21 protein-coding genes are annotated in these 25,208 nt (G+C 60.0%); 12 read left to right on the top strand and 9 right to left on the bottom strand.

The features are described 5' to 3' along the window. Positions 1 to 2: 2 nt before the first annotated feature. From phaZ to C7A17_RS07420, 8 genes are all read right to left on the bottom strand, one after another. On the bottom strand, positions 3 to 860 hold the full coding sequence (gene phaZ / locus C7A17_RS07455) for a poly(3-hydroxyalkanoate) depolymerase (RefSeq protein ID WP_017678527.1): 858 nt from the start codon (positions 858 to 860) through the stop codon (positions 3 to 5). A 139-nt stretch (positions 861 to 999) separates the two neighbouring features. Further along, complete coding sequence (gene phaC / locus C7A17_RS07450) at positions 1,000 to 2,679, bottom strand: class II poly(R)-hydroxyalkanoic acid synthase (protein WP_106737428.1); 1,680 nt, start codon at positions 2,677 to 2,679, stop codon at positions 1,000 to 1,002. A gap of 296 nt (positions 2,680 to 2,975) precedes the next feature. Then, the gene (locus C7A17_RS07445) at positions 2,976 to 3,347 is read right to left on the bottom strand and encodes a gamma-butyrobetaine hydroxylase family protein (RefSeq protein WP_106737426.1); all 372 of its coding nucleotides are present in this window, start codon (positions 3,345 to 3,347) and stop codon (positions 2,976 to 2,978) included. Between the two features lie 161 nt (positions 3,348 to 3,508). Then, positions 3,509 to 4,849: an HslU--HslV peptidase ATPase subunit gene (gene hslU / locus C7A17_RS07440; RefSeq protein ID WP_106737425.1), complete on the bottom strand. Its 1,341-nt coding sequence runs from the start codon at positions 4,847 to 4,849 to the stop codon at positions 3,509 to 3,511. Between the two features lie 75 nt (positions 4,850 to 4,924). Further along, the gene (gene hslV, locus C7A17_RS07435) at positions 4,925 to 5,455 is read right to left on the bottom strand and encodes an ATP-dependent protease subunit HslV (protein WP_004372920.1); all 531 of its coding nucleotides are present in this window, start codon (positions 5,453 to 5,455) and stop codon (positions 4,925 to 4,927) included. A gap of 96 nt (positions 5,456 to 5,551) precedes the next feature. Continuing rightward, positions 5,552 to 6,229, bottom strand: a complete 678-nt coding sequence (locus tag C7A17_RS07430) for an SPOR domain-containing protein (protein WP_106737423.1) — start codon at positions 6,227 to 6,229, stop codon at positions 5,552 to 5,554. Further along, the gene (gene argS / locus C7A17_RS07425) at positions 6,230 to 7,981 is read right to left on the bottom strand and encodes an arginine--tRNA ligase (RefSeq protein WP_106737421.1); all 1,752 of its coding nucleotides are present in this window, start codon (positions 7,979 to 7,981) and stop codon (positions 6,230 to 6,232) included. It lies immediately after the preceding gene. A gap of 134 nt (positions 7,982 to 8,115) precedes the next feature. Next, positions 8,116 to 10,335, bottom strand: a complete 2,220-nt coding sequence (locus C7A17_RS07420) for a primosomal protein N' (protein ID WP_106737420.1) — start codon at positions 10,333 to 10,335, stop codon at positions 8,116 to 8,118. Positions 10,336 to 10,493: 158 nt separating this feature from the next. Between C7A17_RS07420 and rpmE the strand changes: the two genes are divergently transcribed. The 4 genes from rpmE to C7A17_RS07400 all read left to right on the top strand — a co-directional run bounded on the left by rpmE (position 10,494) and on the right by C7A17_RS07400 (position 14,382). After that, positions 10,494 to 10,706 carry a 50S ribosomal protein L31 gene (gene rpmE, locus C7A17_RS07415; RefSeq protein ID WP_003459015.1) on the top strand — a complete coding sequence of 71 codons (213 nt, stop codon included), beginning with the start codon at positions 10,494 to 10,496 and terminating at the stop codon, positions 10,704 to 10,706. 26 nt (positions 10,707 to 10,732) lie between these two features. Next, positions 10,733 to 11,533 carry a thermonuclease family protein gene (locus C7A17_RS07410; protein WP_106737419.1) on the top strand — a complete coding sequence of 267 codons (801 nt, stop codon included), beginning with the start codon at positions 10,733 to 10,735 and terminating at the stop codon, positions 11,531 to 11,533. After that, entirely contained in the window at positions 11,530 to 12,966 is a 1,437-nt protein-coding gene (locus C7A17_RS07405; protein ID WP_106737418.1) for a M48 family metalloprotease, read from the top strand. Before C7A17_RS07410 ends, C7A17_RS07405 begins: the two co-directional genes overlap by 4 nt. 147 nt (positions 12,967 to 13,113) lie before the next feature. Continuing rightward, entirely contained in the window at positions 13,114 to 14,382 is a 1,269-nt protein-coding gene (locus C7A17_RS07400; protein WP_106737417.1) for a malic enzyme-like NAD(P)-binding protein, read from the top strand. Positions 14,383 to 14,438: 56 nt separating this feature from the next. Here C7A17_RS07400 and C7A17_RS07395 read toward each other — a convergent pair whose 3' ends face one another. Beyond that, positions 14,439 to 16,850 carry a penicillin-binding protein 1A gene (locus C7A17_RS07395; RefSeq protein ID WP_106737416.1) on the bottom strand — a complete coding sequence of 804 codons (2,412 nt, stop codon included), beginning with the start codon at positions 16,848 to 16,850 and terminating at the stop codon, positions 14,439 to 14,441. Between the two features lie 181 nt (positions 16,851 to 17,031). On the opposite strand from C7A17_RS07395, the gene C7A17_RS07390 reads away from it, so the two are divergent. From C7A17_RS07390 to C7A17_RS07355, 8 genes are read left to right on the top strand one after another with little or no spacing between them, the layout of a single operon-like run. Then, positions 17,032 to 18,096, top strand: a complete 1,065-nt coding sequence (locus C7A17_RS07390; protein ID WP_106737415.1) for a pilus assembly protein PilM — start codon at positions 17,032 to 17,034, stop codon at positions 18,094 to 18,096. After that, on the top strand, positions 18,096 to 18,668 hold the full coding sequence (gene pilN, locus C7A17_RS07385) for a type 4a pilus biogenesis protein PilN (protein WP_106737414.1): 573 nt from the start codon (positions 18,096 to 18,098) through the stop codon (positions 18,666 to 18,668). Before C7A17_RS07390 ends, pilN begins: the two co-directional genes overlap by 1 nt. After that, positions 18,665 to 19,285 (top strand): type 4a pilus biogenesis protein PilO, encoded by a 621-nt coding sequence (pilO, locus tag C7A17_RS07380; protein WP_106737413.1) that lies wholly within the window; start codon positions 18,665 to 18,667, stop codon positions 19,283 to 19,285. The genes pilN and pilO overlap by 4 nt, the downstream gene beginning before the upstream one ends. Further along, positions 19,285 to 19,809: a type 4a pilus biogenesis lipoprotein PilP gene (gene pilP / locus C7A17_RS07375; RefSeq protein WP_106737412.1), complete on the top strand. Its 525-nt coding sequence runs from the start codon at positions 19,285 to 19,287 to the stop codon at positions 19,807 to 19,809. Before pilO ends, pilP begins: the two co-directional genes overlap by 1 nt. Before the next feature lie 57 nt (positions 19,810 to 19,866). Further along, entirely contained in the window at positions 19,867 to 21,948 is a 2,082-nt protein-coding gene (gene pilQ / locus C7A17_RS07370) for a type IV pilus secretin PilQ family protein (protein ID WP_106742795.1), read from the top strand. A 5-nt stretch (positions 21,949 to 21,953) separates the two neighbouring features. Continuing rightward, on the top strand, positions 21,954 to 22,472 hold the full coding sequence (aroK, locus tag C7A17_RS07365) for a shikimate kinase AroK (protein ID WP_106737411.1): 519 nt from the start codon (positions 21,954 to 21,956) through the stop codon (positions 22,470 to 22,472). Positions 22,473 to 22,523: 51 nt separating this feature from the next. Then, on the top strand, positions 22,524 to 23,627 hold the full coding sequence (gene aroB / locus C7A17_RS07360) for a 3-dehydroquinate synthase (protein WP_106737410.1): 1,104 nt from the start codon (positions 22,524 to 22,526) through the stop codon (positions 23,625 to 23,627). A gap of 10 nt (positions 23,628 to 23,637) precedes the next feature. Then, positions 23,638 to 25,203: an AAA family ATPase gene (locus C7A17_RS07355; protein WP_106737409.1), complete on the top strand. Its 1,566-nt coding sequence runs from the start codon at positions 23,638 to 23,640 to the stop codon at positions 25,201 to 25,203. Positions 25,204 to 25,208 lie beyond the last annotated feature (5 nt).

Here is a 25,208-nt window from a genome sequence, read left to right as displayed (position 1 = left end):
TGCTAGTGCTGGCGTACGGGGGTTGGCTGCGGGTGCATCACCGCGCGGTGCCGTTCCTCTTCGAGAAACTTCATGATGATCGGTGCCACCGCTTCGGCGCGGGTCACCAGGAACAGGTGGCCATCGTCGATCACGTGCAGTTCGGCGTTGGGAATGCGCCAGGCCAGCAGGCGCATGTTGATCAGCGGGATCAGTGGGTCGTCGTCGCCGGCCATCACCAGCGTCGGTTGTCGGATCTTGTGCAGCCAGTGGATGCTGGTCCAGCCGAGGCCGGCGAACAGTTGCCAGTAGTAGCCCATTTTGCCGCCCGAGCGCACCTTGCTGGCATGCGCCATGGCCAGCTTGGGATCGCGGCGGAAGGCGCCGCCGTAAATGTCCGGGGCGATGCGCACGCCGTAGGACGGTTGCACGTAGCGCCGTGGGCTGGCCATGCGCCAGAGTACCTTGGGCTTGCCCGGCACCATCACCGCGCCGGCCGAGGTGGCGGCGAGGATCAGCTTCTTGCAGCGCTCGGGATAGTCATGCGCGAACTGCTGGGCCAGGGCACCGCCCCAGGACACGCCGATGGCATTGACCTGCCCGTAGTCGAGGTAGTCCAGCATGCGCGCCGCCAGTTTGGCCAGGCCGGGAAACCGGTAGGGCGTGGCCGGAGTCGATGAGCCACCAACGCCGGGGACGTCGAAGGCGATGATTTCCAGCTCCGGGTCGAGGGCGGCGACGAAGGGCATCACCAGTTCCAGGTTGGCGCCGATGCCGTTGAAGATCAGCAGCGGTACCAACTGGCTGTTGCCCGGCCGCACTGCCGTGCGGATGGTCTGCCCATCGAGATCGATGGTGCGGAATACGAATGGTTGCGGCATGGGCGCAGCCCCTATGGAGTTGAGCGCTGGAGAGGGCCGTCCGGGCCGCCTCCAGGGTTACCAGGGGTCACCTGGTTCCACGCCGGTTTCCCGCCGTGGTGTGCGGCACTTCCCGGTGCCGCTGCGGTTTAGGCTGAAATCAGCGTTCGTGTACGTAGGTGCCTGGGGCGGCTTCGCCGGCCGGGAATTTCTTGTTGCCCAGTGTGGTGGACGCGTTCTTGGTTTTACCCGAACGCTCGGCCAGCCAGGTCTGCCAGTGCAGCCACCAGGAGTCGGCATGCTTGGTCGAGCTTTCCTGCCAGGCCTTCGGATCCAGTGGCATCTCGCTGTTGGTCATGTAGCGCGCCTTGGGGTTGCCCGGCGGGTTGAGGATGCTTTGGATATGGCCGCTGTTGGACAGCACGAACTCGCATTTGCCGCCGAACAGGTGGGCCGACTTGTAGCAGGAGTCCCACGGCGTGATGTGGTCGGTGGTGCCGGCGACGACGAAGAAGTCACAGGTGACCTGCTTGAGGTCAATCGGCGTGCCGCAGACTTCCAGCGCGCCCGGACGGGTCAGCGGGTTGGTCTGAAACATCTCGATGAACTCGCCGTGCAGCGCAGCCGGCAGACGTGTGGTGTCGTTGTTCCAGTAGAGAATGTCGAACACTGGTGGCTCGTTGCCGAGCAGGTAGTTGTTGACCCAGTAGTTCCAGATCAGGTCGTTGGGGCGCATCCAGGCGAACACCTTGGCCATGTCGCTGCCTTCCAGCACGCCGGCCTGGTAGGAGCGGCGCTTGGCAGCCTCCAGGGTCTTTTCGTCGGCGAACAGGGCGACCTGGGTGTCGAGCTGGGTGTCGAGCACGCTGACCAGCAGGGTCAGGGCGTTGACCTTCTGCTGGCCAAGCGCTGCATAGTGACCGAGCAGCGAGGCAGTGGTCAGGCCGCCGGAGCAGGCACCGAGCATGTTGACGTCCTTGCTGCCGGTGATGGCGCAGATCACGTCGATGGCTTCCTTGAGCGCCTCGATGTAGGTGGACAGGCCCCACTCGCGCTGCGCCTTGGTCGGGTTGCGCCAACTGACCACGAAGGTCTGCACCTGGCTGCGCAGGAGGAAGCGCGCCAGGCTCTTTTCCGGCGACAGGTCGAAGACGTAGAACTTGTTGATCTGCGGCGGCACCACCAGCAGCGGGCGTTCGTGCACGCTCTCGGTGATCGGCTTGTACTGGATCAGCTCCAGCACGTCGTTGCGAAACACCACGGCACCGTCGGTGGTGGCCAGGTTCTTGCCGACCTCGAAGGCTTCCATGTTCACCTGGCTGGGCATGCCGCCGTTGTGCACCATGTCCTTGGCCAGGTGGGAGAGACCATCGAGCAGGCTTTTGCCGCCGGTTTCGAAGAAGCGTTTGACCGCCGCCGGGTTGGCCATGCTGTTGGAGGGGGCCATGGTTTCGGTCATCAGGTTGATCACGAAGTGGCCGCGACTGGCGTCCTGCTCGGACAGCGAGCTGTGTTCGATCCAGTCATGCAACTCCTTGCGCCAGGCCAGGTAGGTCTGCAGGTAGCGGCGATACAGCGGATTCTGGCTCCAGGCCGGATCGGCAAAACGGCGATCACCGTCTTCAGGCTTGAGCGCGGACTGGCCGAGCATGACGTTCTTCAGCTCCAGGCCGAAGTGGGCGACGTGCTTGGCGCTGTGAAAGGGTTGCTTGAGTGCCTGGGTGAGCACCATGCGGGCAGATGTCAGGAGATCCTTGCCGCGGATGCCAATCACTGGGTTGAGCCCCAGGGTGTTTTCCGAGGCCTGGCGTTTCAGGTCTTCGTTATTCTTATCACTCATCTACGACGCTCCATTGTCCTGAGACGAATACCGGCCTGCGGGGGCGCGCGGCGACACAGGGCCTGGTACTGCTCGGGTTAACCGGGGGCGGATCGAGTCCGCATCTTTCGTTGCACCTGGCACAGCCAAATGCAGGGAACCTGCCAGTTCCTTGGTTACCCGAGTTTTTGAAGTTAAGCAAGCTGGTCAGTGGGGCACGAGTATGCCGCGATAGATTAGAAAACGCGCTCTAACTGTCGCTAACGTGACTCTATGTGATGGGCGCGAACGCTCTGCGTCGAGGCTTTTGCCAGCGCTCAGAGCATCAGGCGGACGACCGACTCGCTGGGGTCGCGAGATTTTCCGGCGGCGCTGAGTTCGGCCAGGTAGTCGGCCCACAGTGCGTCCTGGCGCGTGGCCAGTTCGTACAGGTATTCCCAGGTGAACAGGCCGCTGTCATGGCCATCGTCGAAGCACAGTTTCAGTGCGTAGTTGCCGGCCGGTTCGATGCGCTCGAGACCGACGTTGAGCTTGCCGGTCTGCAGGATCGGTTTGCCATGCCCCTGCACTTCGGCCGAGGGCGAATGCACGCGCAGGAACTCGGCGCTGAGCGCATAGCGCTGCTCGCCATAACGCAGCTCCAGGGTTTTCGACGCCTTGTGCAGTTTGATTGCGCTGGGAATGGGCATGGCTGATTTCCATGATCTTTTTAGGCGCTACGCCCGGTTGAGTGATTGCAGCGTCCTGTAGGAGCGGATTTATCCGCGAATTTCGCGGCTGAAGCGGAATGCCGCCCAGCCGCTCCTACAGAATGACGCCGGCCATCAGCGGCAGGAACGTGATCCTGGATCTACAGGATGTAGCGCGACAGGTCTTCGTCCTGCGCCAGTTCGCCGAGGTGGCCGTTGACGTAGGCGGCGTCGATGCGGATCGGCTCGCCGTTCTGCTGGCCGGCCAGGTCACCGGCGCTGAAGGAAACTTCCTCCAGCAGGCGTTCGAGCAGGGTGTGCAGGCGGCGCGCACCGATGTTCTCGGTCTTCTCGTTGACCTGCCAGGCGATCTCGGCCAGACGCTTGATGCCATCTTCGGTGAACGCGATGTTCAGGCCTTCGGTCTGCAGCAGCGCGCTGTACTGCTCGGTGAGCGAAGCGTGCGGCTCGGTTAGGATGCGCTCGAAATCCTGCGGGCTCAGCGCCTTGAGTTCAACACGGATCGGCAGGCGGCCTTGCAGTTCCGGCACCAGGTCGCTCGGCTTGGCCAGGTGGAAGGCGCCCGATGCGATGAACAGGATGTGGTCGGTCTTGACCATGCCCAGCTTGGTGTTGACCGTGCAACCCTCGATCAGCGGCAGCAGGTCGCGCTGCACGCCCTCGCGGGATACGTCGGCGCCACCGGTATTGCCGCGCTTGGCCACCTTGTCGATCTCATCGATGAACACGATGCCGTGCTGCTCGACCGCTTCCAGGGCGCGGGCCTTGAGTTCTTCCTCGTTGACCAGGCGTGCGGCTTCTTCGTCGCGCACCAGTTTGAGGGCGTCGGCGACCTTGAGCTTGCGGGATTTCTTCTTGCCCTTGCCCATGCTGGAGAACAGGTTTTGCAGCTGGTTGGTCATCTCTTCCATGCCCGGCGGGGTCATGATTTCCACGCCCATGGGCGACTCGGCGACTTCGATGTCGATTTCCTTGTCGTCCAGCTGACCTTCACGCAGGCGCTTGCGGAACAGTTGGCGGGTGTTGGAATCCTCGCTGCGCACCGGCTCGTCGCCAAAGCCCTGGCGGGCTGGCGGCAGCAGGGCGTCGAGGATGCGCTCCTCGGCGGCATCTTCGGCGCGATGACGCACCTTGGTGATTTCCTGCTCGCGCAGCATCTTCACCGCAGCATCGGCCAGGTCGCGGATGATCGACTCGACGTCACGGCCGACATAGCCGACCTCGGTGAACTTGGTCGCCTCCACTTTGAGGAAGGGCGCGTTGGCCAGCTTGGCCAGGCGACGGGCGATCTCGGTCTTGCCGACGCCGGTCGGGCCGATCATCAGGATGTTCTTCGGCGTCACTTCCTGGCGCAGGTCGGCAGGCAGTTGCATGCGCCGCCAGCGGTTGCGCAGTGCGATGGCGACGGCGCGTTTGGCGTCGTCCTGGCCGATGATATGGCGGTTGAGTTCGTGGACGATCTCGCGGGGCGTCATGGACATGGAATTTGGCTCGCTATCGGAAAACTGTAAGAACCTGTTCTGCCGCATCGGGAACAGGTTCTGAGGCAGTGGACGCTACTCGGCAGCGTCCAGTTCCTCGATGGTCTGATGGTGGTTGGTGAACACGCAGATGTCGCCAGCGATGCCCAGTGCGGTTTGTGCCACTTCGAGGGCGGACAGATCCGTCTTCATCAGCAGGGCGCGCGCCGCGGCCTGGGCGAAGTTGCCGCCGGAACCCATGGCGATCAGGCCTTCTTCGGGTTCGACCACGTCGCCGTTGCCGGTGATGATCAGCGAGGCGTCCTTGTTGGCCACTGCCAGCATGGCTTCCAGGCGGCTCAGGCTGCGATCGGTACGCCAGTCCTTGGCCAGTTCGACCGCAGCACGCACCAGGTGGCCCTGATGTTTCTCAAGCTGGCCTTCGAAGCGCTCGAACAGGGTGAAGGCATCGGCGGTGGCACCGGCAAAACCGGCCAGTACCTGACCGTGGTACAGGCGACGGACTTTCTTGGCGTTGCCTTTCATCACGGTGTTGCCGAGGGAAACCTGGCCGTCACCGGCCATGACGACCTTGCCGTGGCGGCGGACTGAAACGATGGTGGTCAAGGGGAGAGTCTCCACGCAGCGGGGCGAATTGCCCGGATGAACTCTCAGATGGGGTGCCCGCCGCGGCTTTTCAACCGACGGCGGGGAAAACGCCGATCAGCGGACCTGGCGCTGCTGTAACAGCAGGTTGCTGAAGCCGCTGGCGGCCAGGGTCTTCTGCGCGCTGGACAACTGCTCGCGGCTGGCGTAAGGGCCGACCAATACGCGGTGCCAGGTTTCGTCGCGCACCTTGCCGGTTTCCACGCGCACGTTCTGCCCGAGCAGGATAATCTGCGCGCGCAGGCCGTCGGCGTCGTCACGCTTGCGGAACGAGCCAGCCTGCAGGAAGAACTGCGTGGTGACCGGTGCGGTGGCGACTGTCACTGGTGGCGCGGGCGGCGGCGTTTCACCGTTGAGCGCGGCTTCGGCGCGAGCGGTGTCGATCTTCGCGGCCTCTTCCGGCGTGACCGGTTTCTGCTCGGGGGCTGGCGGTGGCGTTTCTTCCAGCGCTTGCGGCAGGATCACCTCGGATTCCGGCAGCAGCGTGTAGAAATCGTACTTGGGCCTGGCCGGCTCGGGCTGCGTCGGCTTTGGTTCGGGTTTGGTGCTGCGCACCTGCTCGGTCTTGTCGCGCTTGATCTCGTCACGGCCGGGCTCAAGGCTGAACAGAAACACGAAAAAGCCACCTATCACCAGGCCACAGGCGAGCCAGATCCAGCCCGGTACCGGCTTTTTCGCCGGAGCCTGATAGCGACTGGCGCCGCGTTTTGGCGCCGGCTTCTTGCGCGCTGCCATTTACATCCGCTCCAGGGTTTCCAGGCCGAGCAGTTCCAGGCCCAGCTTGAGCGTGCGTCCGGTCAGGGCGGCCAGGCGCAGGCGGCTCTGCTGGGTGGCTTGCTCTTCGGCAGTGAGGATCGGGCAGTTCTCGTAAAAGCTGGAGAACAGCCCGGCCAGGTCATAGAGGTAAGTGCACAGGGTGTGCGGCGTACCTTTGTCGGCAACGTTGCCGAGCACTTCGCCGAATTGGGCGAGCTTTGCGGCCAGGGCCTGCTCCTGTTCGGCGGCCAGCTGGATTTCGCCACCGATTTCGTCGACGCCCTTGCCCAGCTTGCGGAACACGCCGGCCACGCGGGTGTAGGCGTACAGCAGGTAGGGTGCGGTGTTGCCCTCGAAGCTGAGCATCAGCTCGAAATTGAAGCTGTAGTCGCTGGTGCGGTGCTTGGACAGGTCGGCGTATTTCACCGCGCCGATGCCCACGGCGCGGGCGATCTGGCGCAGCTCGTTTTCTTCGAGGACGATGCCTTTGCTTTCGTTGAGCGCCTTGACCAGCGCATAGGCACGCTGTTCGGCTTCGTCGAGCAGATCGATCAGCTTAACCGTGCCGCCGTCGCGGGTCTTGAACGGGCGGCCGTCGGCGCCGTTCATGGTACCGAAGCCCATGTGCTCCAGTTGCATGCCGGCATGGACGAAGCCGGCGCGGCGCGCCACTTCGAAGGCCATCTGGAAGTGCAGGGCCTGGCGCTGGTCGACGAAGTACAGCACGCGGTCGGCCTTCAGCACTTCGCTGCGGTAACGCATGGCGGCCAGGTCGGTGGTGGCGTAGAGGTAGCCGCCGCCGGCTTTCTGCACGATCACCGGCAGCGGGTTGCCTTCGGCGTTCTGGTATTCGTCGAGGAAGACGCACTGCGCGCCGTTGTCCTCGGTCAGCAGGCCCTTGTCGCGCAGGGCCTGGACGATGCCCGGCAACTCGGCGTTGTAGGCGCTTTCGCCCTTGACGTCGGCCATGCCCAGCTTGACGCCGAGGCGGTCGTAGACCTTCTGGCAGTGCGACAGGGAAATGTCGTTGAAGCGGTGCCAGAGTTTCAGGCACTGGGCGTCGCCGGCCTGCAGCTGAACGACCAGCTCGCGGGCGCGGTCGGCGAATTCGGGGGAGTCGTCGAAACGCTTCTTGGCGGCGCGGTAGAAACCTTCGAGGTCGGCCAGCTCGCTTTCGGCGGCAGCCGGATTCTCTTCCATGAAGGCCAGCAGCATGCCGAACTGGGTACCCCAGTCGCCCACGTGGTTCTGGCGGATTACCTCGTCGCCGAGGAACTCCAGCACGCGTGCCACGCCGTCGCCGATGATGGTGGAGCGCAGGTGGCCGACGTGCATTTCCTTGGCCAGGTTCGGCGAGGACAGGTCGATGACCACGCGCTGCTTGGCGCCGGCCTTGCGCACGCCGAGGTGTTCGTCGGCCAGGGCCGCTTCCAGGCGTTGAGCCAGGGCATCACTGTTCTGGAAGAAGTTGAGGAAGCCAGGGCCGGCGATCTCGACCTTGCTGATCTGCGCGTCGGCCGGTAGTGCCGCGATCAGTTTCTCGGCCAGGTCACGTGGTTTCATGCCGGCCGGCTTGGCCAGCATCATGGCGATGTTGCTGGCGAAGTCGCCGTGGCTCTTGTCCTTGGTGTTCTCCACCTGGATGGCCGGCGTCAGGCCGGCAGGCAGCACGCCATCGGCGGCGAGGCGGTCGAGGGCTTGCTGGATCAGGTGGCGAATACTGTCTTTCATGGTCGGCTCGGTTGGCCCTGAGGCTTTGGTCGAAAACTGCGCATTATAAAAGCAGCGGCAAGCCGCAGGCCATAACTTGTGGGATGCACAGTGCGCCCTGATGGCTTTTGGAGTCTGTGCGCACGGCGCACTCCCTAGAACAGGTCGATCGGGTCGACATCCAGCGACCAGCGCACTGCACGACCGCTGGGCATTTGTTCCAGGGCGTGCAGCCATGGTGTGAGCAGGCGATGCAGCGGTGCACGGGCATTGCCCTGTACCAGTAGTTGCGCGCGGAAGCGGCCGGCGCGGCGTTCCATCGGTGCTGGCACGGGCCCGAGTAGTTCGATGCCGGAAAGGCCAAGTTCGTTCAGCAGCAACTCGGCCTCATGGCAGGCTTCGTCGAGAAAACCTTCGGCCTGGCCCGGCTTGTGCGCCTCGGCGCGCAGCAATGCCAGGTGACAGAATGGTGGCAAGCCAGCAGCCCTGCGTTCGCTCAGGGCTTGCTCGGCAAAGGCGAAGTAGCCTTGTTCGGTGAGTTGAACCAATAGGGGGTGGTCGGCCAGGTGACTCTGGATTATCACCTTGCCCGGCTCTTCGGCGCGGCCGGCGCGGCCAGCGACCTGGACGATCAGCTGCGCCATGCGCTCGCTGGCGCGAAAGTCCGCGGAGAACAGCCCGCCGTCGGCATCGAGAATCGACACCAGCGTCACCCGGGGGAAATGGTGACCTTTGGCGAGCATCTGGGTGCCGACCAGGATGCACGGTTCACCCTTGTTGATGGTGGCGAACAGGCGATCCATCGCGCCCTTGCGCGAGGTGCTGTCGCGGTCGATGCGCAGCACCGGGTAATCGGGGAACAGCACCGCCAGGCGCTCTTCGGCGCGCTCGGTGCCAGCACCGACTGGACGCAGGTCGACATGCTGGCATTTGGGGCAGTTGCTCGGCTGGCGTTCGACATGGCCGCAGTGGTGGCAGCGCAGTTCCTGGTAGCGCTGGTGCACGGTCATGCGCGCATCGCAACGCGGGCATTCCGACAGCCAGCCGCAGTCGTGGCAGAGCAGGGTTGGGGCGAAGCCACGGCGGTTGAGGAACACCAGCACCTGCTGGCCGGCCGCCAGGGTCTGGGCGATGGCCTGCTGCATCGGCCCGGATATGCCCGAGTCCAGCGGCCGGCTCTTCACGTCCAGGCGCAGGAAACGCGGCTGGCTGGCACCGCCGGCGCGCTGGGTCAGTTTGAGCAGGGCGTAGCGGCCGCTGTGGGCGTTGTGCAGGCTTTCCAGCGAGGGGGTTGCGGAGCCGAGCACGATCGGCACGTCTTCCTGGTGAGCGCGTACGAGGGCCAGGTCGCGGGCGTGATAGCGCAGACCTTCCTGCTGTTTATAGGAGGCGTCGTGTTCTTCGTCGACGATGATCAGCCCCGGATTCTTCATCGGCGTGAACAGCGCCGAGCGCGTCCCGATGATGATGTCGGCCTCGCCATCGCGTGCTGCCAGCCAGGCGTCCAGACGTTCGCGGTCGTTCACTGCCGAGTGCAGCAGGGCGATGCGTGCATTGAAACGGCGGGCGAAACGGTCGAAGGTCTGCGGGCCGAGGTTGATCTCTGGGATCAGTACCAGTGCCTGCTTGCCGGCTTCCAGGCACTGGTGGATCAGTTGCAGGTAAACCTCGGTCTTGCCGCTGCCGGTGACCCCCGCCAGTAGAAAGGCATTGAACTGATCCCAGCCCGACGCTACGGCATTCACCGCGGCACGTTGTTCGGCGTTCAGTGGTAGTTCCGGTTGCGCCAGCCAGTGCGCAGGTTTGGCATGAGGTTGGGTGCGGCGCACCTCGACCCGTACCAGACCCTTTTCATGTAGCAGCTGCAGGCTGTCGCGGTTGAGTTGCAGCTGGCTGAGCAGGCTGTGGGCCACGCCATGAGGATGTTGCGCCAGCGCCTTGAGGGCGTCGCGTTGGCGCGGTGCGCGGGCCAGTCTTGGGTCGTCGACGCTGGCACCCTTGCTGGCCAGCCAGTAACGCTCCTGGCGGGTTTCGGCTGGCTCACCCTGGCGCAGCATTACCGGCAAGGCCCAGCTCAGGGTGTCGCCGAGGCTGTGCTGGTAGTACTGCGCTGTCCATAGGCATAGCTTGAACAACGGCGCCGGCAGCGGTGGGCGGGCGTCAAGCAGTTCCAGGGCTGGCTTGAGCTTGTCCATCGGAACTTCGCTCTGGCTGTCGACTTCCACCAGCACGCCGATCATCTCGCGCCGGCCGAACGGCACGCGCAGTCGCACGCCTGGCTGCAAGGCACTGCGCGACACGCCAGCGGGGGCGAGGTAGTCGAACAGGCGGCGCAGCGGCGAGGGCAGGGCGAGGCGCAGGATCAGGTTGGGCAAGCCAGAAGCTCCATTGACAGGCCCGCGATGTTAGCACGCGACGACCGGCGCCTTGCGTGGCTTGCATCGACTCGCGCGTCTGGTAAGATGCGCGGCCTATTTCTGTGCGGTGCCTGACATTGGTCGGGTGGCGGCACGACTACCCTGAGGAAAGCACAATGAAAGCCGATATCCATCCGAACTACGTCGAAATCGACGCTACCTGCTCCTGCGGTAACGTGATCAAGACCCGCTCCACCCTGGGCAAGAACCTGAGCCTCGACGTTTGCTCCGAGTGCCACCCGTTCTACACCGGTAAGCAGAAAGTACTGGACACCGGCGGCCGTATCGATCGCTTCAAGCAGCGCTTCGGCGTATTCGGCGCCAAGTAAGCGACCGAACGAAAACGGAATCTGGCATGCGCCACTCCGTGCTACTGAAAAAGGCGTCCCTGGTGGGCGCCTTTTTCGTTTCTCTGCTGTGTGTCGACCTGGCCCAGGCATTCTGCCCGCTGCGCGCAGATCTCGCCCAGGCCGCCGTACGCCAGGTGGTCGATGGCGACACGGTGCGTCTGGCCGACGGGCGCAGCATTCGCCTGATCGGCATCAACGCACCCGAGCTGGGGCGCAAGGGGCGCAGCGACGAGCCTTATGCGGTGCAGGCCAAGCGCCGCCTACAGGCGCTGGTCGATGCCAGTGACGGACGTGTCGGTCTGTTGTACGGCGAGCAGCGCAAGGATCGTTACGGGCGCACTCTGGCCCATCTTCATGATCGTCAGGGGCGTAACCTCGAAGCGCAGCTGCTGGCCGAAGGGCTGGGCTTTATGGTGGCCGTGGCTCCCAATAGCGAGCTGGTGCGCTGCCACACGGCGGCCGAGCGCCAGGCCCGCAGCAAGCAGCTCGGCTTGTGGCGCGACGAGCAGGTGAGGACGGCTGGTCAGCTACGCAGTGGTGGCTTCGCTTTGCTCGGCGGGCGCGTTGCCAGCGTGCAGCGCAACCGGGGCGGTCTCTGGATTGATCTCGATGGCGGCCGGGTGCTACGGGTGGCGCCTGAGTTGCTCGGTGAGTTCGATGTGCGCGCTTTGCAGCAGCTCAAAGGGCGGCAAGTGGAAGCGCGTGGCTGGGTCATCGATCGCCAGCGTCGCGGTGGCTTGAAATCCGGACAGGCACGCTGGATGCTGCCGATTACCCATCCGGCGATGTTGGAGGTGGTTCGATGATGCGTGTTCTCGTGGCCGGCCTGGTGCTCTCGTGGTTGGCCGGTTGTGCGGTCAATCCGGCTACTGGCCGCAACGACTTCGTGATGATGAGCGAGCGCCAGGAGCTGGATCTCGGTGCCCGCTACAACCAGGAAATCGCCAAGGAAAATCCGCGCTACAACGACGCCAAGTTGCAGGCTTATATCCAGCGCGTTGGCGAGCGGGTGGCGCGCGCCAGTCACCGCAATCAACTGAACTACGTGTTCACCCTGGTCGACAGCCCTGACGTCAACGCCTTCGCATTGCCCGGGGGCTACATTTATATCCACCGTGGCCTGCTGGCCTATCTGAATTCCGAGGCCGAACTGGCGGCGGTGCTCGGTCATGAGGTCGGCCACGTCACGGCGCGCCACAGCGTGCGCCAGCAAAGCCAATCCACGGCCTGGGGCTTGCTGGGACAAGCGGCGGCCATTGGCACCGGCGTGGGTGCGCTCGGTGATCTGACCAGTGTGATGGGCAACGCTTTCGTCCGTGGCTACGGCCGCGACATGGAGCTGGAAGCCGACGGCCTCGGCGCTCAGTACCTGGCGCGTGGTGGCTATGACCCGCAGGCGATGATCGAGGTGGTGCGCGTCCTGAAAAATCAGGAAGACTTCGCTCGTGATCAGGCAGCCAAGCGCGGCGAGGCGCAGCCTGCGGGCGGTTACCACGGCCTGTTCGATACCCACCCGGACAACGACCGGCGCCTGAAAGAGGTAATCGGCCCGGCTCAGGCGCTGGTCGGCGGTTCCCAGGAAGTGGGGCGCGATACCTTCATGCAGATGATCGACGGCTTGGTGTTCGGCGACTCGGCTGACAGTGGCATTCGTCGTGGACGGCATTTCTATCACGGGCCGCTGGATTTCACCCTGAGCTATCCGCAGGGCTGGCAGTTGGTAAATCGCCCTGATGTGCTGATTGGTCACACCGAGGACGAACAGGCATTCATCGCCATGACCCTGGAGGCGGCCGACAAGGCACTGACGCCGGCTGAGTACCTGCGCAAGCGAGCTGGCAACCAGCGTCTGGTGGCGGGCGAAGAGCTACGCCTGGGATCGCTGCAGGGCTACACCGCGGTTTTGCAGGGACAGTCGGCCCGGCGAGTGGCGGTGATCTATCGTGGCGACGGTGCGTACCTGTTCGTGGCCGGTTTGAAAGGGCAGGCGTCGCTGGAAACCGAAGACGAGCGCTTCCTGTCGGTCATCCGCAGTTTCCGTCCGCTCAAGGCCGAGGAGCGCAAGCTGGCTGAGCCGGTGCGTTTGCACACGGCGCGCGCAAAGAACGGGCAAACCATGGCCGCGCTGGCCAAGGAAAGTCCGTTGCAAAGTGGTGCGGAGGGGCAGCTGCGACTGCTCAATAATCTCTACCCAAGCGGCGAGCCGAAGGCGGGTGAGTGGCTGAAAGTCCTCCGCTAATGACTTGTAGTAAAACTACAAAATTGGCTATAAGCGGCTCTGGCCGCGCAGTCCGATCGCGACCAAGCTGTCTTGTGCAGCTGTATACAAGTTGCGTATCCTCGGCCGCGCCCGTTCAACAAGCCTCATAAAAGCGGAAATGCCACTATGTCCGATCTAAAAACAGCCGCTCTCGAATATCACGCTCAGCCCCGTCCCGGTAAGTTGAGTGTCGAGCTGACCAAAGCCACTGCCACTGCCCGCGACCTGTCCCTCGCATACAGCCCAGGCGTAGCCGAACCGGTACGCGAGATCGCTCGCGATGCCGAACTGGCCTACCGCTATACCGGTAAGGGCAACCTGGTCGCCGTAATTTCCGACGGTACTGCCATCCTCGGTCTGGGTAACCTCGGCCCACTGGCTTCCAAGCCGGTAATGGAAGGTAAAGGTGTACTGTTCAAGCGCTTCGCTGGCATCGACGTGTTCGACATCGAAGTCGACGCTGAAAGCCCGCAGGCCTTCATTGACACCGTCAAGCGCATCTCCATCACCTTCGGTGGCATCAACCTGGAAGATATCAAGGCGCCTGAGTGCTTCGAGATCGAGCGCGCGCTGATCGAACAGTGCGACATCCCGGTATTCCACGATGACCAGCACGGTACCGCCATCGTCACCGCGGCCGGCATGCTCAATGCCCTGGAAATCGCCGGCAAGACTCTGGAAGAGGCGAAGATCGTCTGCCTGGGCGCCGGTGCAGCTGCTATCTCCTGCATGAAACTGCTGGTGAGCATGGGTGCCAAGGTCGAGAACATCTTCATGATCGACCGCAAGGGCGTGATCCACGCCGGCCGTGACGACCTGAACCAGTACAAGGCCGTGTTCGCTAGCGAAACCGACAAACGCAGCCTGTCCGACGCCTTGGACGGTGCCGATGTATTCGTCGGTCTGTCTGGTGCCAACCTGCTGAGCGCTGAAGACCTCAAGCGCATGGCGGCCAACCCGATCGTCTTCGCGTGCTCCAACCCGGATCCGGAAATCAGCCCCGAGCTGGCGCATGCCACCCGTAATGACGTGATCATGGCCACCGGTCGTTCCGACTATCCGAACCAGGTCAACAACGTACTGGGCTTCCCCTTCATCTTCCGTGGGGCGCTGGATGTTCGCGCTACTCGCATCAACGAAGAAATGAAGATTGCTGCAGCCCTGGCCCTGCGTGACCTGGCCAAGCTGCCGGTGCCGCAGGACGTCTGCGACGCTTACGGCGGTATCAAGCTGGAGTTCGGTCGTGAGTACATCATTCCGAAACCGATGGATCAGCGCCTGATCAACGTCGTTTGCGATGCCGTGGCCAAGGCTGCCATCGAATCCGGCGTGGCGACTCTGCCGTATCCGAAGCACTATCCGCTGAATTCGGTGGATGAGGTGTTCAACGGCTAAGCTGCTGGATGCAATAAAAAACCCGCCTAGGCGGGTTTTTTATTGTCTGCGCTAAGTCAGAAAAGATCGATCGGTGCCATCTCGTCAGCAGGCAGTGGGCTGCCGGGTGCCCCCATGCCGGGTTCGAACTCGCTCATGGGCGGTGGTGAATCCTCGCTCTTGAACAGCTCGAAATAGGCATCTGGAGTGCCGGGACTGGCAGCGCGGCCGCTGACCGGGTCGACTCGCAGCGTCAGCAAGCCCTTGGGTTCTTTCGGCAGGTGGTTAGGACGATCCTTGAGTGCAGCCCCCATGTAGCTCATCCAGATCGGCAGTGCCACGGTGCCACCATACTCATGGCGGCCCAGGCTTTCTGGTTGATCGAAGCCCGCCCAGACAGTGGTCACATAATCGGCGTTGTAGCCAGAGAACCAGCTGTCCTTCGACTCGTTGGTGGTGCCGGTCTTGCCTGCCAGATCATTACGGCCAAGGGCGAGGGCGCGTCGGCCGGTACCACGCTTGATCACGTCCTGCAGCATGCTGGTCATGATGTAGGCGGTGCGCTCGTCGATGATCTGCTCGGCGACCTTGGGTTCCTCCAGCGGCAATTCATCGGTCGCGTTGACGGCGAGGTTGGCGTTCTCCTCGATCGGCGCACTGCCTGGCACGCGAGCCGGGTTGGCGCGGAACAGCGGTTTGCCATTGCGATCGTCGATACGCTCGATCAGATACGGCTCGATCTTGTAGCCGCCATTGGCGAACGTGGCCCAGCCTTCGGCAATTTCCATCGGGGTCAGGCTGGCGGTGCCCAGAGCCAGCGAGAGGTTGCGCGGCAGGTCTTGCGGGGCGAAGCCGAAGCGCTCGATATAGCGCAGGCTGCGGTCGATGCCCATGTCTTGCAGCAGACGTATCGAGACCAGGTTGCGCGATTTGTACAGGGCTTCGCGCAGGCGGATCGGACCGAGGAAGGTGTTGTTATCGTTCTTCGGACGCCATTTCTGCGACAGGTAATCGTCGGAGAGGATGATCGGCGCATCGTTGACCAGCGTCGACGCCGTGTAACCGTTATCCAGCGCGGCGCTATAGACGAAGGGCTTGAAGCTGGAGCCGGGTTGGCGCTTGGCCTGTACGGCACGGTTGTAGTTGCTCTGGTCGAAGGAGAAACCGCCAACCAGTGCCTGGATCGCACCGCTGTAAGGGTCGAGTGAGACCAGAGCGCTTTGCGCGGCCGGCACCTGCATGAAGCGCAGGCTGCCATCTTCCTGGCGTTGCACACGTACGATGTCGCCGACTTGAGCGACGTCCGCCGGTTGTTGCGGACGAGGCCCCAGGCTATTGGTGTTGAGGAAAGGGCGCGCCCATTTCATGCTGTCCCAGGACACGGCTTGTTCTTCGCCGTTACGAGTCAGTACCAGAATGCCGCTTTTCTCTACCTGAGAGACGACTGCGGGCTCCAATCCGCCTATGGAGCGGAACTTGCTCAACTCGCTGAGCCAGGTCTCGCGCGTCATGCCCGGCAAGCGGCTCTCCGGGCCGCGATAGCCGTGGCGCTGGTCGTAGCTGATTAGTCCTTCGCGTAGCGCGACATTGGCCACTTCCTGCAAGTGGCTGGGAACCGTCGTGGTGACATTGAAACCTTCGGTGTATGCCTCGCTGCCGTAGCGGCCGACCATTTCGGCGCGTGCCATCTCGGCTATATAAGGTGCGCTGAGTTCTGGGGCTGGAACATGGTGGCGGGCGTCAACAACCTCGGCCAGTGCGGTCTCGTAGGTGGCTTGGTCGATGCGGCCAAGGCGATACAGGCGACCGAGGATCCAGTCGCGGCGCTCTTTGGCGCGTGTCGGGTTGACCAGCGGGTTGTAGCGCGAGGGGGCTTTCGGCAGACCGGCGATCATCGCCATCTGCGCCAGGTTCAGGTCGCGGATCGATTTGCCGTAATACACCTGAGCGGCAGCTTCGATGCCGTAGGCGCGGTTGCCCAGGTAAATCTTGTTGACGTAGAGCTCGAGGATTTCATCCTTGCTCAATTCACGTTCGATCTGCAGAGCCAGGAGAATTTCGGTGGCCTTGCGCGAGAAGCTGCGCTCGCTGGTGAGGAAGAAGTTCTTCGCTACCTGCATGGTGATGGTACTACCGCCGCTCTGAATCTGGCCGCTTTTCAATAATTGCGTGGCAGCGCGCATCAGGCTGGTCACATCGACGCCATAATGATTGGCGAAATTATCGTCTTCGGCTGCCAGTAGGGCGCTGATGAATTCCTTGGGAATTTCGTCGAAGCGGATGGGGGAGCGACGCATTTCGCCGAATTCAGCGATCAGCTTGGCATCGCTGCTGTAGACGCGCAGGGGGATCTGTAGCTGTACCTGGCGCAGCGACTCGACGGAAGGAAGGGTCGGGCTAAGATAAAGAAACGCGCCGCTCAAACTGAGCAATAGCCCACAGAAAACGGCAACGCAAGACCACCAGAAGAACTTCAGCAGGCGTATCAAAATGTTCGGAATTCCAAGTAAAAGAATGAGTTAAGCAGGAGCCGAGGCTAAAAGGGAAAAGCTGATCACATTATAAGCGTTTTTTTTCCCAGGGAGCCATTTGCGCTTCTGTCAAGACTGATATTTAATGTGGAAAAACATAAATAGTCCGTAAGTCGCGGATGCCAATAGGAAAACGGTCGTGCTAGGGCTCTTCACTAAGAAAGCGAATACGCTGCTGGGGATCGATATCAGCTCGACTTCGGTCAAGCTCCTGGAATTGAGTCGCTCGGGAAGCCGCTACAAGGTAGAGGCTTACGCAGTCGAACCGCTTCCGCCGAATGCAGTGGTCGAGAAGAACATCGCCGAGCTCGAGGGGGTCGGGCAGGCGCTGTCACGGGTTCTGGCCAAGGCTAAATCTGGCGTCAAGACCGCGGCCGTTGCTGTGGCTGGATCTGCGGTAATCACCAAGACCATCGAGATGGAGGCCGGGCTTTCCGACGATGATCTGGAAAACCAGCTGAAGATCGAAGCCGACCAGTACATCCCTTATCCGCTTGAAGAAGTCGCCATCGATTTCGAAGTGCAGGGGCCTGCTCCGCGCAATCCTGAGCGCGTCGAGGTTCTGCTGGCTGCCTGCCGTAAGGAAAACGTCGAAGTGCGCGAGGCTGCGCTGGCACTTGCGGGGCTCACTGCCAAAGTTGTCGACGTTGAAGCCTATGCGCTCGAGCGTGCCTACGGTCTGCTGGAAGCCCAGTTGGGTGCCGGTCATGATGAGCTGACGGTTGCGGTGGTCGATATCGGAGCCACCATGACCACGCTGAGCGTGCTGCACAATGGCCGCACCATCTATACCCGCGAGCAGCTTTTTGGCGGTAAGCAATTGACAGAAGAGATTCAGCGTCGCTATGGCCTGTCCGTAGAAGAAGCTGGGCTTGCCAAGAAGCAAGGTGGTCTTCCAGATGACTACGACAGTGAGGTTTTGCAGCCGTTCAAAGAAGCTGTCGTTCAGCAGGTTTCTCGCTCACTACAGTTCTTCTTCGCCGCCGGACAATTCAATGATGTTGACTACATCCTGCTGGCTGGAGGTACCGCATCCATTCCTGATCTCGATCGGCTGATTCAGCAGAAGATTGGTACGCAGACACTTGTGGCCAACCCCTTCGCCGACATGGCGCTTAGCAGCAAGGTCAACGCTGGTGCGCTGGCCAGCGATGCGCCGGCATTGATGATTGCCTGTGGTCTGGCGATGAGGAGTTTCGACTGATGGCGCGGATCAATCTACTTCCTTGGCGCGAACAGCTGCGCGAAGAGCGTAAACAGCGTTTTCTGGTCAGTCTCGTCGGTGTTCTCGTTGTTGCCGCAGGCCTCGTATTTCTCGGCGATCAGATGCTTAGCGCGGCGATTGATAATCAAACTGCACGCAATGACTTCGTTAAGAAGGAGATTGCTGTTCTTGATGCTCGAATTCAGGAGATTAGCGAGCTGCGCACGCGTAGGCAGCAATTGCTAGAGCGTATGAAAATCATCCAGGACTTGCAGGGTAACCGGCCAATCATCGGTCGGGTATTTGATCAGTTAGTGAGAACGCTGCCGGATGGTGTGTATTTCACCAGCGTCAAAATGACTGATAAAAATATCGCTATTGTTGGCGCTGCAGAGTCGAATAATCGCGTTTCGAACCTTATGCGTAACTTGGATAGTTCGGAGTGGTTAACCGCTCCTAATTTGACTGAAGTGAAGGCTGTCACGGCAGGCGCCTTGGATCAGGCAAACGTGTTTCAGCTGAGCGTTCAGCAGACTCAGCCTGATCACGAGCAAGCGGAGGCCGGGAAATGAGCATTCGAGACTCTCTGGAAAGCTTGCGTAGTGTCGATCTGAATGAGTTGGATCTTAATAATGTGGGGTCGTGGCCAGGCTCGGTCAAGTTCATTGCAGGGCTATTGTTGCTGATAGTTGTTTTAGGGCTTGGCTACAATTTTCACCTGAAAGATATGCAAAGTATTTTGGAGCAACGCCAGCAGGAAGAGCAGAATCTTAAGGAGCAGTTTTCTAGTAAAGCTTTTCAAGCCGCGAACCTGGAAGCCTACAAAGAGCAGATGAAGGAAATGGAGGTTTCCTTTGGTGCTCTTCTTCGTCAGTTGCCAAGTGATACGGAAGTTCCAGGACTGCTGGAAGATATTACCCGCACTGGTTTGGGTAGTGGTTTGGAATTTGAGGAAATTAAACTTCTTCCTGAGGTCGTGCAGCAATTTTATATAGAGTTGCCAATTGAGATAAAGGTTACTGGTGCATACCATGATCTAGCGACTTTTGTGAGTGGGGTCGCCAGTTTGCCTCGAATTGTGACTTTGCATGACTTTGAGTTGGCTCCTGTCAAATCTGAGGGTGGGAGTGCTCTCAGCATGCATATTTTGGCCAAAACTTATAGATATAATGACAAGGGTGTTCAGTAATGATGCGATCTCCTTTGCTCTTTATTTTTAGTCTTTTTGTTCTGTCAGGGTGCGGCTCAGATAATGGATTTTCGGATCTGCAGTCTTACATGGACGAGGTGCGCGCGCGCCCCAAGGGCTCCATAGAACCTTTGCCCAAATTTCAGCCGTATGAAAGTTTTACTTACCGCGCCGCGTCGTTGCGCAGTCCATTTCAGCCACCAGTTAAGATTGATATGGTAAGCCGACAGAAAGGTTCTCAGGAGGTTAAGCCTGATGAGGGTCGAATTAAGCAATTTTTAGAAGGTTTCAATATCGAGACTTTTGAAATGGTGGGGACTCTGGGGAACGCTTCAGGCCTTTCTGCTCTTGTCAGTGGTGCGGGAGGAGTTCATCGAGTGAAGGTCGGTGACTATCTTGGGCGGAATCATGGTCGAATTACATCTATTGATGGTTCGAAAGTGGATGTAGTGGAAATTGTTCCTGATGGTGAGGGGGGGTGGCTTGAACGGCCGCGAAGCCTCTCCATTAAGGAGCGCTCTTGAAGGGGCGGTATGTATATAATGAATATAACTACTCAGTCTGTCCGGCGGAATATGAGAATGAATAGCTCCCTGTCGCGTTTCAGCGTTGCATTGTTGATTTCGCTATCTTCTCCTTTTTTATTGGCTGCAAGCCTACAGTCGCTAGATGTAGCAAGTTTGCCGGGGGATAGGGTTGAGCTCAAGCTTGCCTTTGATGAGCCAGTTGTGGCGCCGCGCGGCTATACAATTGAGCAGCCTGCACGCATCGCTATCGACTTGCCAGGCGTATCCAATAAACTTGGTACTAAGAATAGAGAGCTTGGAGTGGGTAATGCGCGAAGTGTTACCTTTGTGGAGGCTAAGGATAGAACCCGTCTAATTGTCAACTTGATGAGTCTTGTGCCATATGCGACGCGAGTCGAGGGCAACAATCTTTATGTTCTTATCGGTGTTGCAGAGGCGGCAAGTTCTGTGGCATCTGCTTCGACTCCAGTGGTGCAACCTTTGTCTGCTCTTCGTCAGCCTTTAGGAGTGTCCACTGGTAAATCGGTAAGTAATATCGATTTTCAGCGTGGCGAGCAGGGGGAGGGGAATGTAGTTATTACTCTATCCGACTCTTCTGTGAGCCCAAATATTCAAGAGCAGGGCGGGAAGATTCGTCTTGACTTCGCTAAAACTCAGCTGCCCGAGTCCCTACGTGTGAGACTGGATGTAAAAGATTTTGCCACCCCCGTGCAATTTGTCAGTGCTAGTAGCATAGGGGGCGGGGCGAGTGTGGTGATTGAGCCGGTTGGGCTCTATGATTATCTCGCCTACCAAACAGAGAATAAGTTGACTTTGAGTGTGAAGCCTCTGAGTCAGGATGATGCTGAGCGCCGAAAGATTGAGCGTTTTTCGTACGCAGGTGAGAAACTGTCGCTGAACTTTCAGGATATTGACGTTCGGTCGGTTTTGCAATTAATTGCAGATTTTACCGATTTGAATCTTGTGGCTAGCGATACAGTATCTGGGAGTATTACGCTGCGGCTGCAGAATGTGCCGTGGGATCAGGCCCTGGATCTTGTGTTGAAGACTAAGGGTTTGGATCAGAGAAAAATTGGTAATGTTTTGCTCGTTGCTCCAGCGGATGAAATAGCTGCGCGTGAGCGTCAAGAGTTAGAGTCGCAAAAGCAGATTGCAGAATTGGCTCCGTTGCGTAGAGAGTTAATTCAAGTTAACTACGCTAAAGCTTCTGATATGGCTACTCTCTTCCAGTCTGTTGCTAATATTGAGGAGGGCGGCGGGGATCGGGGGTCTATTACTGTTGATGATCGCACTAATAGTATTATTGCTTATCAAACTCAAGATCGATTGGATGAGTTGAGGCGAATTGTTGCTCAGCTGGATATACCTGTGCGTCAAGTTATGATTGAAGCTCGAATTGTCGAGGCCAACGTCGATTATGATAAGGCCTTGGGTGTGCGTTGGGGTGGGACAAAGGTATTTGGTGGTGGTAAGTGGGTCGGTTATGGGAATGATGATAACGGTGATGAGGGTGGAAATTCAGGTGAGGACTCGAATGGTAATTTCCCCTTTGTTGACCTTGGTGTGGCTAATCGAACTTCTGGCATAGGCATCGGTTTTGTTACTGATAATACCATTCTCGATCTTGAGCTTTCTGCAATGGAGAAGACCGGTAATGGTGAAATTGTCTCTCAGCCCAAGGTTGTGACTGCGGACAAAGAAACAGCCAAGATTCTCAAAGGCACTGAGGTTCCATACCAAGAGGCAAGCTCAAGTGGCGCGACCACTGTTTCCTTCAAGGAGGCTGCTTTGGCTCTTGAAGTAACCCCGCAAATTACGCCTGATAACCGAATTATTATTGAGGTAAAAGTCAATAAGGATGAGCCTGATTACAATAATGCAGTTTTAGGTGTTCCGCCAATTAAGAAGAATGAGGTTAATGCTAAGGTTCTTGTTTCGGATGGTGAGACGATTGTTATTGGTGGTGTTTATTCCAATACCCAGTCGAAGACAGTTGATAAGGTTCCGTTCTTGGGCGATTTACCGTACGTCGGGAGAGTATTTCGTCGAGATTCGGTCACCGATCAAAAATCGGAGCTGCTTATCTTTCTGACGCCGCGTATCCTAAATACTCAAGCCATTGCCGTGAATCGATGACCTAAGTGCGGAATGTAATCCTCATTGGCCCGATGGGAGCTGGAAAGAGCACCATCGGGCGTTTGCTTGCAAAAGAACTGCGTTTGCCTTTCAAGGACTCCGACAAGGAGATCGAGCAGCGTACGGGTGCTGATATCCCCTGGATCTTCGATGTCGAGGGGGAGCAGGGTTTTCGTGAGCGGGAGCAGGCGGTGATCGCCGAGCTTTCTGCGCAGGACGGCCTGGTATTGGCCACCGGTGGCGGTGTGGTGATGCGTGAAGCGAATCGTCAGGCGTTGCACGCTGGCGGGCGTGTTGTGTATCTGCATACGTCCGTTGAGCAGCAGATCGATCGGACTTCGCGTGATCGTAATCGGCCCTTGCTGCGCACTGCCAATCCGGCGCAGGTGCTGCGAGATCTGATGGCGATGCGTGATCCTCTGTATCGAGAGGTCGCCGATGTCGTGATCGAAACGGACGAGCGTCCGCCGCGGATGGTCGTTCAAGAAATTCTCTCGCGCCTGGAAGCCTTGTCGCCCCGTTAAAGCACGGGGCGAACTGCGTTATCCTAGAGCCCTTTTTATCCTGGGGGCCTCATGCAGACTCTTCACGTTGAACTCGGCGAGCGCAGTTATCCCATCTATATCGGTAGTGGGTTGCTCGCGCGCCCTGAGTTGCTGGCTCGGCACATAGCCGGTCGACAGGTGGCGATAGTGACCAATGAAACTGTCGCGCCTCTCTATCTGGAGCCTCTGAAGCAGGCGCTGGAGGGTTTTAATATCGCCACGGTGGTGTTGCCCGACGGTGAGGCCTTCAAAAACTGGGAAACGCTACAGCTGATCTTCGACGGCCTTCTATCCGCTCGTCATGATAGGCGTACCACTGTGATTGCGCTTGGCGGTGGTGTCATTGGCGACATGGCTGGTTTTGCGGCGGCCTGCTACCAGCGAGGCGTCGACTTCATTCAGGTGCCGACGACGCTGTTGTCGCAAGTCGACTCCTCTGTAGGTGGCAAGACCGGCATCAACCACCCGCTGGGCAAGAACATGGTCGGTGCGTTCTACCAGCCCAAGGCGGTGCTGATCGATACTGCGAGCCTGCAAACCTTGCCCGCTCGGGAGTTGTCCGCCGGTTTGGCCGAGGTGATCAAGTACGGCCTGATCTGCGATGAGCCATTTCTCGGCTGGCTCGAAACCAACATGGTGGCATTGCTCAGCCTTGATCAGGCGGCATTGACCTATGCAATCGAGCGTTCGTGTGTAGCCAAGGCGCGTGTGGTCGGGGCTGATGAGCGCGAGTCAGGTGTGCGTGCGACGCTCAATCTTGGTCATACCTTCGGCCATGCGATCGAGACCGAGCAGGGCTATGGTGTCTGGCTACATGGAGAGGCTGTCGCCGCTGGAACGGTGATGGCGTTGGAAATGTCCTATCGTCTTGGCTGGCTGTCGGCTGCCGAGCGTGATCGAGGTGCTCGCCTTCTGCAGGATGCCGGTTTGCCAATCGTCCCTCCGCAGGACATGACGCCCGAGCAATTTCTCGAGCACATGGCAGTAGATAAAAAAGTGCTGGACGGGCAATTGCGCCTGGTGCTGCTAAAACGCCTGGGTGAGGCCGTGGTAACTGCCGATTACCCGCGTGAAATTCTCGACGCCACGCTACGTAGTGATTACGTGGCTCTGGCTCAGTCGTTCAACTCTTGAAGAGTGATCCATGACCAGTTTGCATGCTGACGAAGCTTTTCTGGCGCATTACCAGTTCAGTCACGACCCCTTTGCGCCGCGAGTGCCCGGTTTCAAGTTTTTCCCTGCGCAGCGTAAGCCGGTGCTGGGGCAGCTGCATCACCTTGCGCGCTATAGCCAGTTGCTGCTAGCGGTGGTTGGCCCGCATGGTAGCGGCAAGACCTTGCTGCGTCAGGCGCTGGTCGCCAGCACCAACAAGCAGGCGGTGCAGAGCATCGTTATTGCTCAGGGCGTAAGTGGTAGCGAGGCATTGCTGCGTCAGGTGGCTCAGGGGCTTTCCGTTGCGAATGCTGACGTGCGTTCGGTTCTGGCGCAGGTCGGGCAGTTGGCGTTGACCGGGCAGGAGGTGTATCTGCTGATCGATGATGCCGATCAACTGGACGACTCTGCGCTGAAGAGCGTTCTGGCTCTGGCTGCCGGTAACTCCGAGGGGCGGCCTCATGTGTTTCTTTTCGCCGAGCATGAGTTGCTCGATCGTCTCGAGGCGTTGAGTGGTGGCGAGGAGTCCTACCATGCCATCGAATTGCAGCCCTACGGTGAGGATGAGACTCGCGAGTACCTTGCGCAGCGCCTCGACGGTGCGGGCCAGGACATCGAGGTGCTGACGGAGGAGCAGATCGATGATATCCATCAGCGCTCTGGCGGTTGGCCGGGCTCCATTAATACCGAGGCGCGTGAGTTATTGGTTGAGCAGATGCTGGCACAGCGTTCCGTGGGGCGTGCGGGTGGCTTTTCGTTCGCGCTGCCGAAAAAGCATGTGCTCGCGCTGGGTGTGGTGTTGATTGGTGTTGCGGCTGCGTGGCTGATGCAGGGCCGTGATTCGCAGCCTTCGACTGAGGTGCCGACTGGCTCATCACTGCCGTTGCAGTCTGCTGCGCCTGCCGCTGAGCAGGAGAAGGCTGCCGGGGCCCAAGAGCCGGCGCAGACGCCAGCTATTGAATTTGCCGGTAGCAGCCAGCCTCTGCCGTTACCCTTGGTTGGTGAGTCGCAGGCGGTCATTCGACAGCCGCTGGCTGAGGCTGCGGGCGAGGAACTGGATAATTTCGAGCCGCCGGCCTCGCCTGCGCCCTCGACCGTTACCGCGCCAACGGCTCCAATTACTCCTGCACCTGCACCTGCACCTGCACCTGCACCTGCACCTGCACCTGCAGTCAAGCAGCCTGAGCCTGCGGCAGCCAAGCCGCCGGTTTCTAGTCCGGCCCCTACCCCGGCCCCTACCCCGGCGCCTGCCAAGCCCGTGGCGTCGAGTGCGTCTGGTGGTAACTGGTATGCGCAGCAGCCAGCCTCGCGTTTTGCTTTGCAGATCGCCGGATCGCGTTCTGAGGCCAACATTCAAGCGCTGGTGCGCGAGGGCGGTAGCGAGTATCGCTACTTCAAGAAGGTTCACCAGGGGCAGCCGTTGTATGTGCTGACCTACGGTAGCTTTGCTAGTCGCGATGCAGCTCAGGCAGCGGTGAAAACCCTGCCGGCCAAGCTGCAGGCGGGTAAGCCCTGGCCGCGTACGCTGGGCAGCATTCAGCAGGAGATGAGCCGCTAGAAGTC

The sequence above is a fragment of the Pseudomonas mendocina genome (assembly GCF_003008615.1).
GTDB lineage: Bacteria > Pseudomonadota > Gammaproteobacteria > Pseudomonadales > Pseudomonadaceae > Aquipseudomonas > Aquipseudomonas mendocina_C.
The sequence above is the reverse complement of the archived record's forward strand: the minus strand, read 5'-3'. Positions and strand labels throughout refer to the sequence as shown.

Excerpts from the sequence above, each read along its gene's own strand:
- phaZ (WP_017678527.1), bottom strand. The coding sequence starts at position 860 with ATGCCGCAACCATTCGTATTCCGCACCATCGATCTCGATGGGCAGACC.
- phaC (WP_106737428.1), bottom strand. The coding sequence starts at position 2,679 with ATGAGTGATAAGAATAACGAAGACCTGAAACGCCAGGCCTCGGAAAAC.
- C7A17_RS07445 (WP_106737426.1), bottom strand. The coding sequence starts at position 3,347 with ATGCCCATTCCCAGCGCAATCAAACTGCACAAGGCGTCGAAAACCCTG.
- hslU (WP_106737425.1), bottom strand. The coding sequence starts at position 4,849 with ATGTCCATGACGCCCCGCGAGATCGTCCACGAACTCAACCGCCATATC.
- C7A17_RS07430 (WP_106737423.1), bottom strand. The coding sequence starts at position 6,229 with ATGGCAGCGCGCAAGAAGCCGGCGCCAAAACGCGGCGCCAGTCGCTAT.
- argS (WP_106737421.1), bottom strand. The coding sequence starts at position 7,981 with ATGAAAGACAGTATTCGCCACCTGATCCAGCAAGCCCTCGACCGCCTC.
- rpmE (WP_003459015.1), top strand. The coding sequence starts at position 10,494 with ATGAAAGCCGATATCCATCCGAACTACGTCGAAATCGACGCTACCTGC.
- C7A17_RS07410 (WP_106737419.1), top strand. The coding sequence starts at position 10,733 with ATGCGCCACTCCGTGCTACTGAAAAAGGCGTCCCTGGTGGGCGCCTTT.
- C7A17_RS07405 (WP_106737418.1), top strand. The coding sequence starts at position 11,530 with ATGATGCGTGTTCTCGTGGCCGGCCTGGTGCTCTCGTGGTTGGCCGGT.
- C7A17_RS07400 (WP_106737417.1), top strand. The coding sequence starts at position 13,114 with ATGTCCGATCTAAAAACAGCCGCTCTCGAATATCACGCTCAGCCCCGT.
- pilN (WP_106737414.1), top strand. The coding sequence starts at position 18,096 with ATGGCGCGGATCAATCTACTTCCTTGGCGCGAACAGCTGCGCGAAGAG.
- pilO (WP_106737413.1), top strand. The coding sequence starts at position 18,665 with ATGAGCATTCGAGACTCTCTGGAAAGCTTGCGTAGTGTCGATCTGAAT.
- pilP (WP_106737412.1), top strand. The coding sequence starts at position 19,285 with ATGATGCGATCTCCTTTGCTCTTTATTTTTAGTCTTTTTGTTCTGTCA.
- pilQ (WP_106742795.1), top strand. The coding sequence starts at position 19,867 with ATGAATAGCTCCCTGTCGCGTTTCAGCGTTGCATTGTTGATTTCGCTA.
- aroB (WP_106737410.1), top strand. The coding sequence starts at position 22,524 with ATGCAGACTCTTCACGTTGAACTCGGCGAGCGCAGTTATCCCATCTAT.
- C7A17_RS07355 (WP_106737409.1), top strand. The coding sequence starts at position 23,638 with ATGACCAGTTTGCATGCTGACGAAGCTTTTCTGGCGCATTACCAGTTC.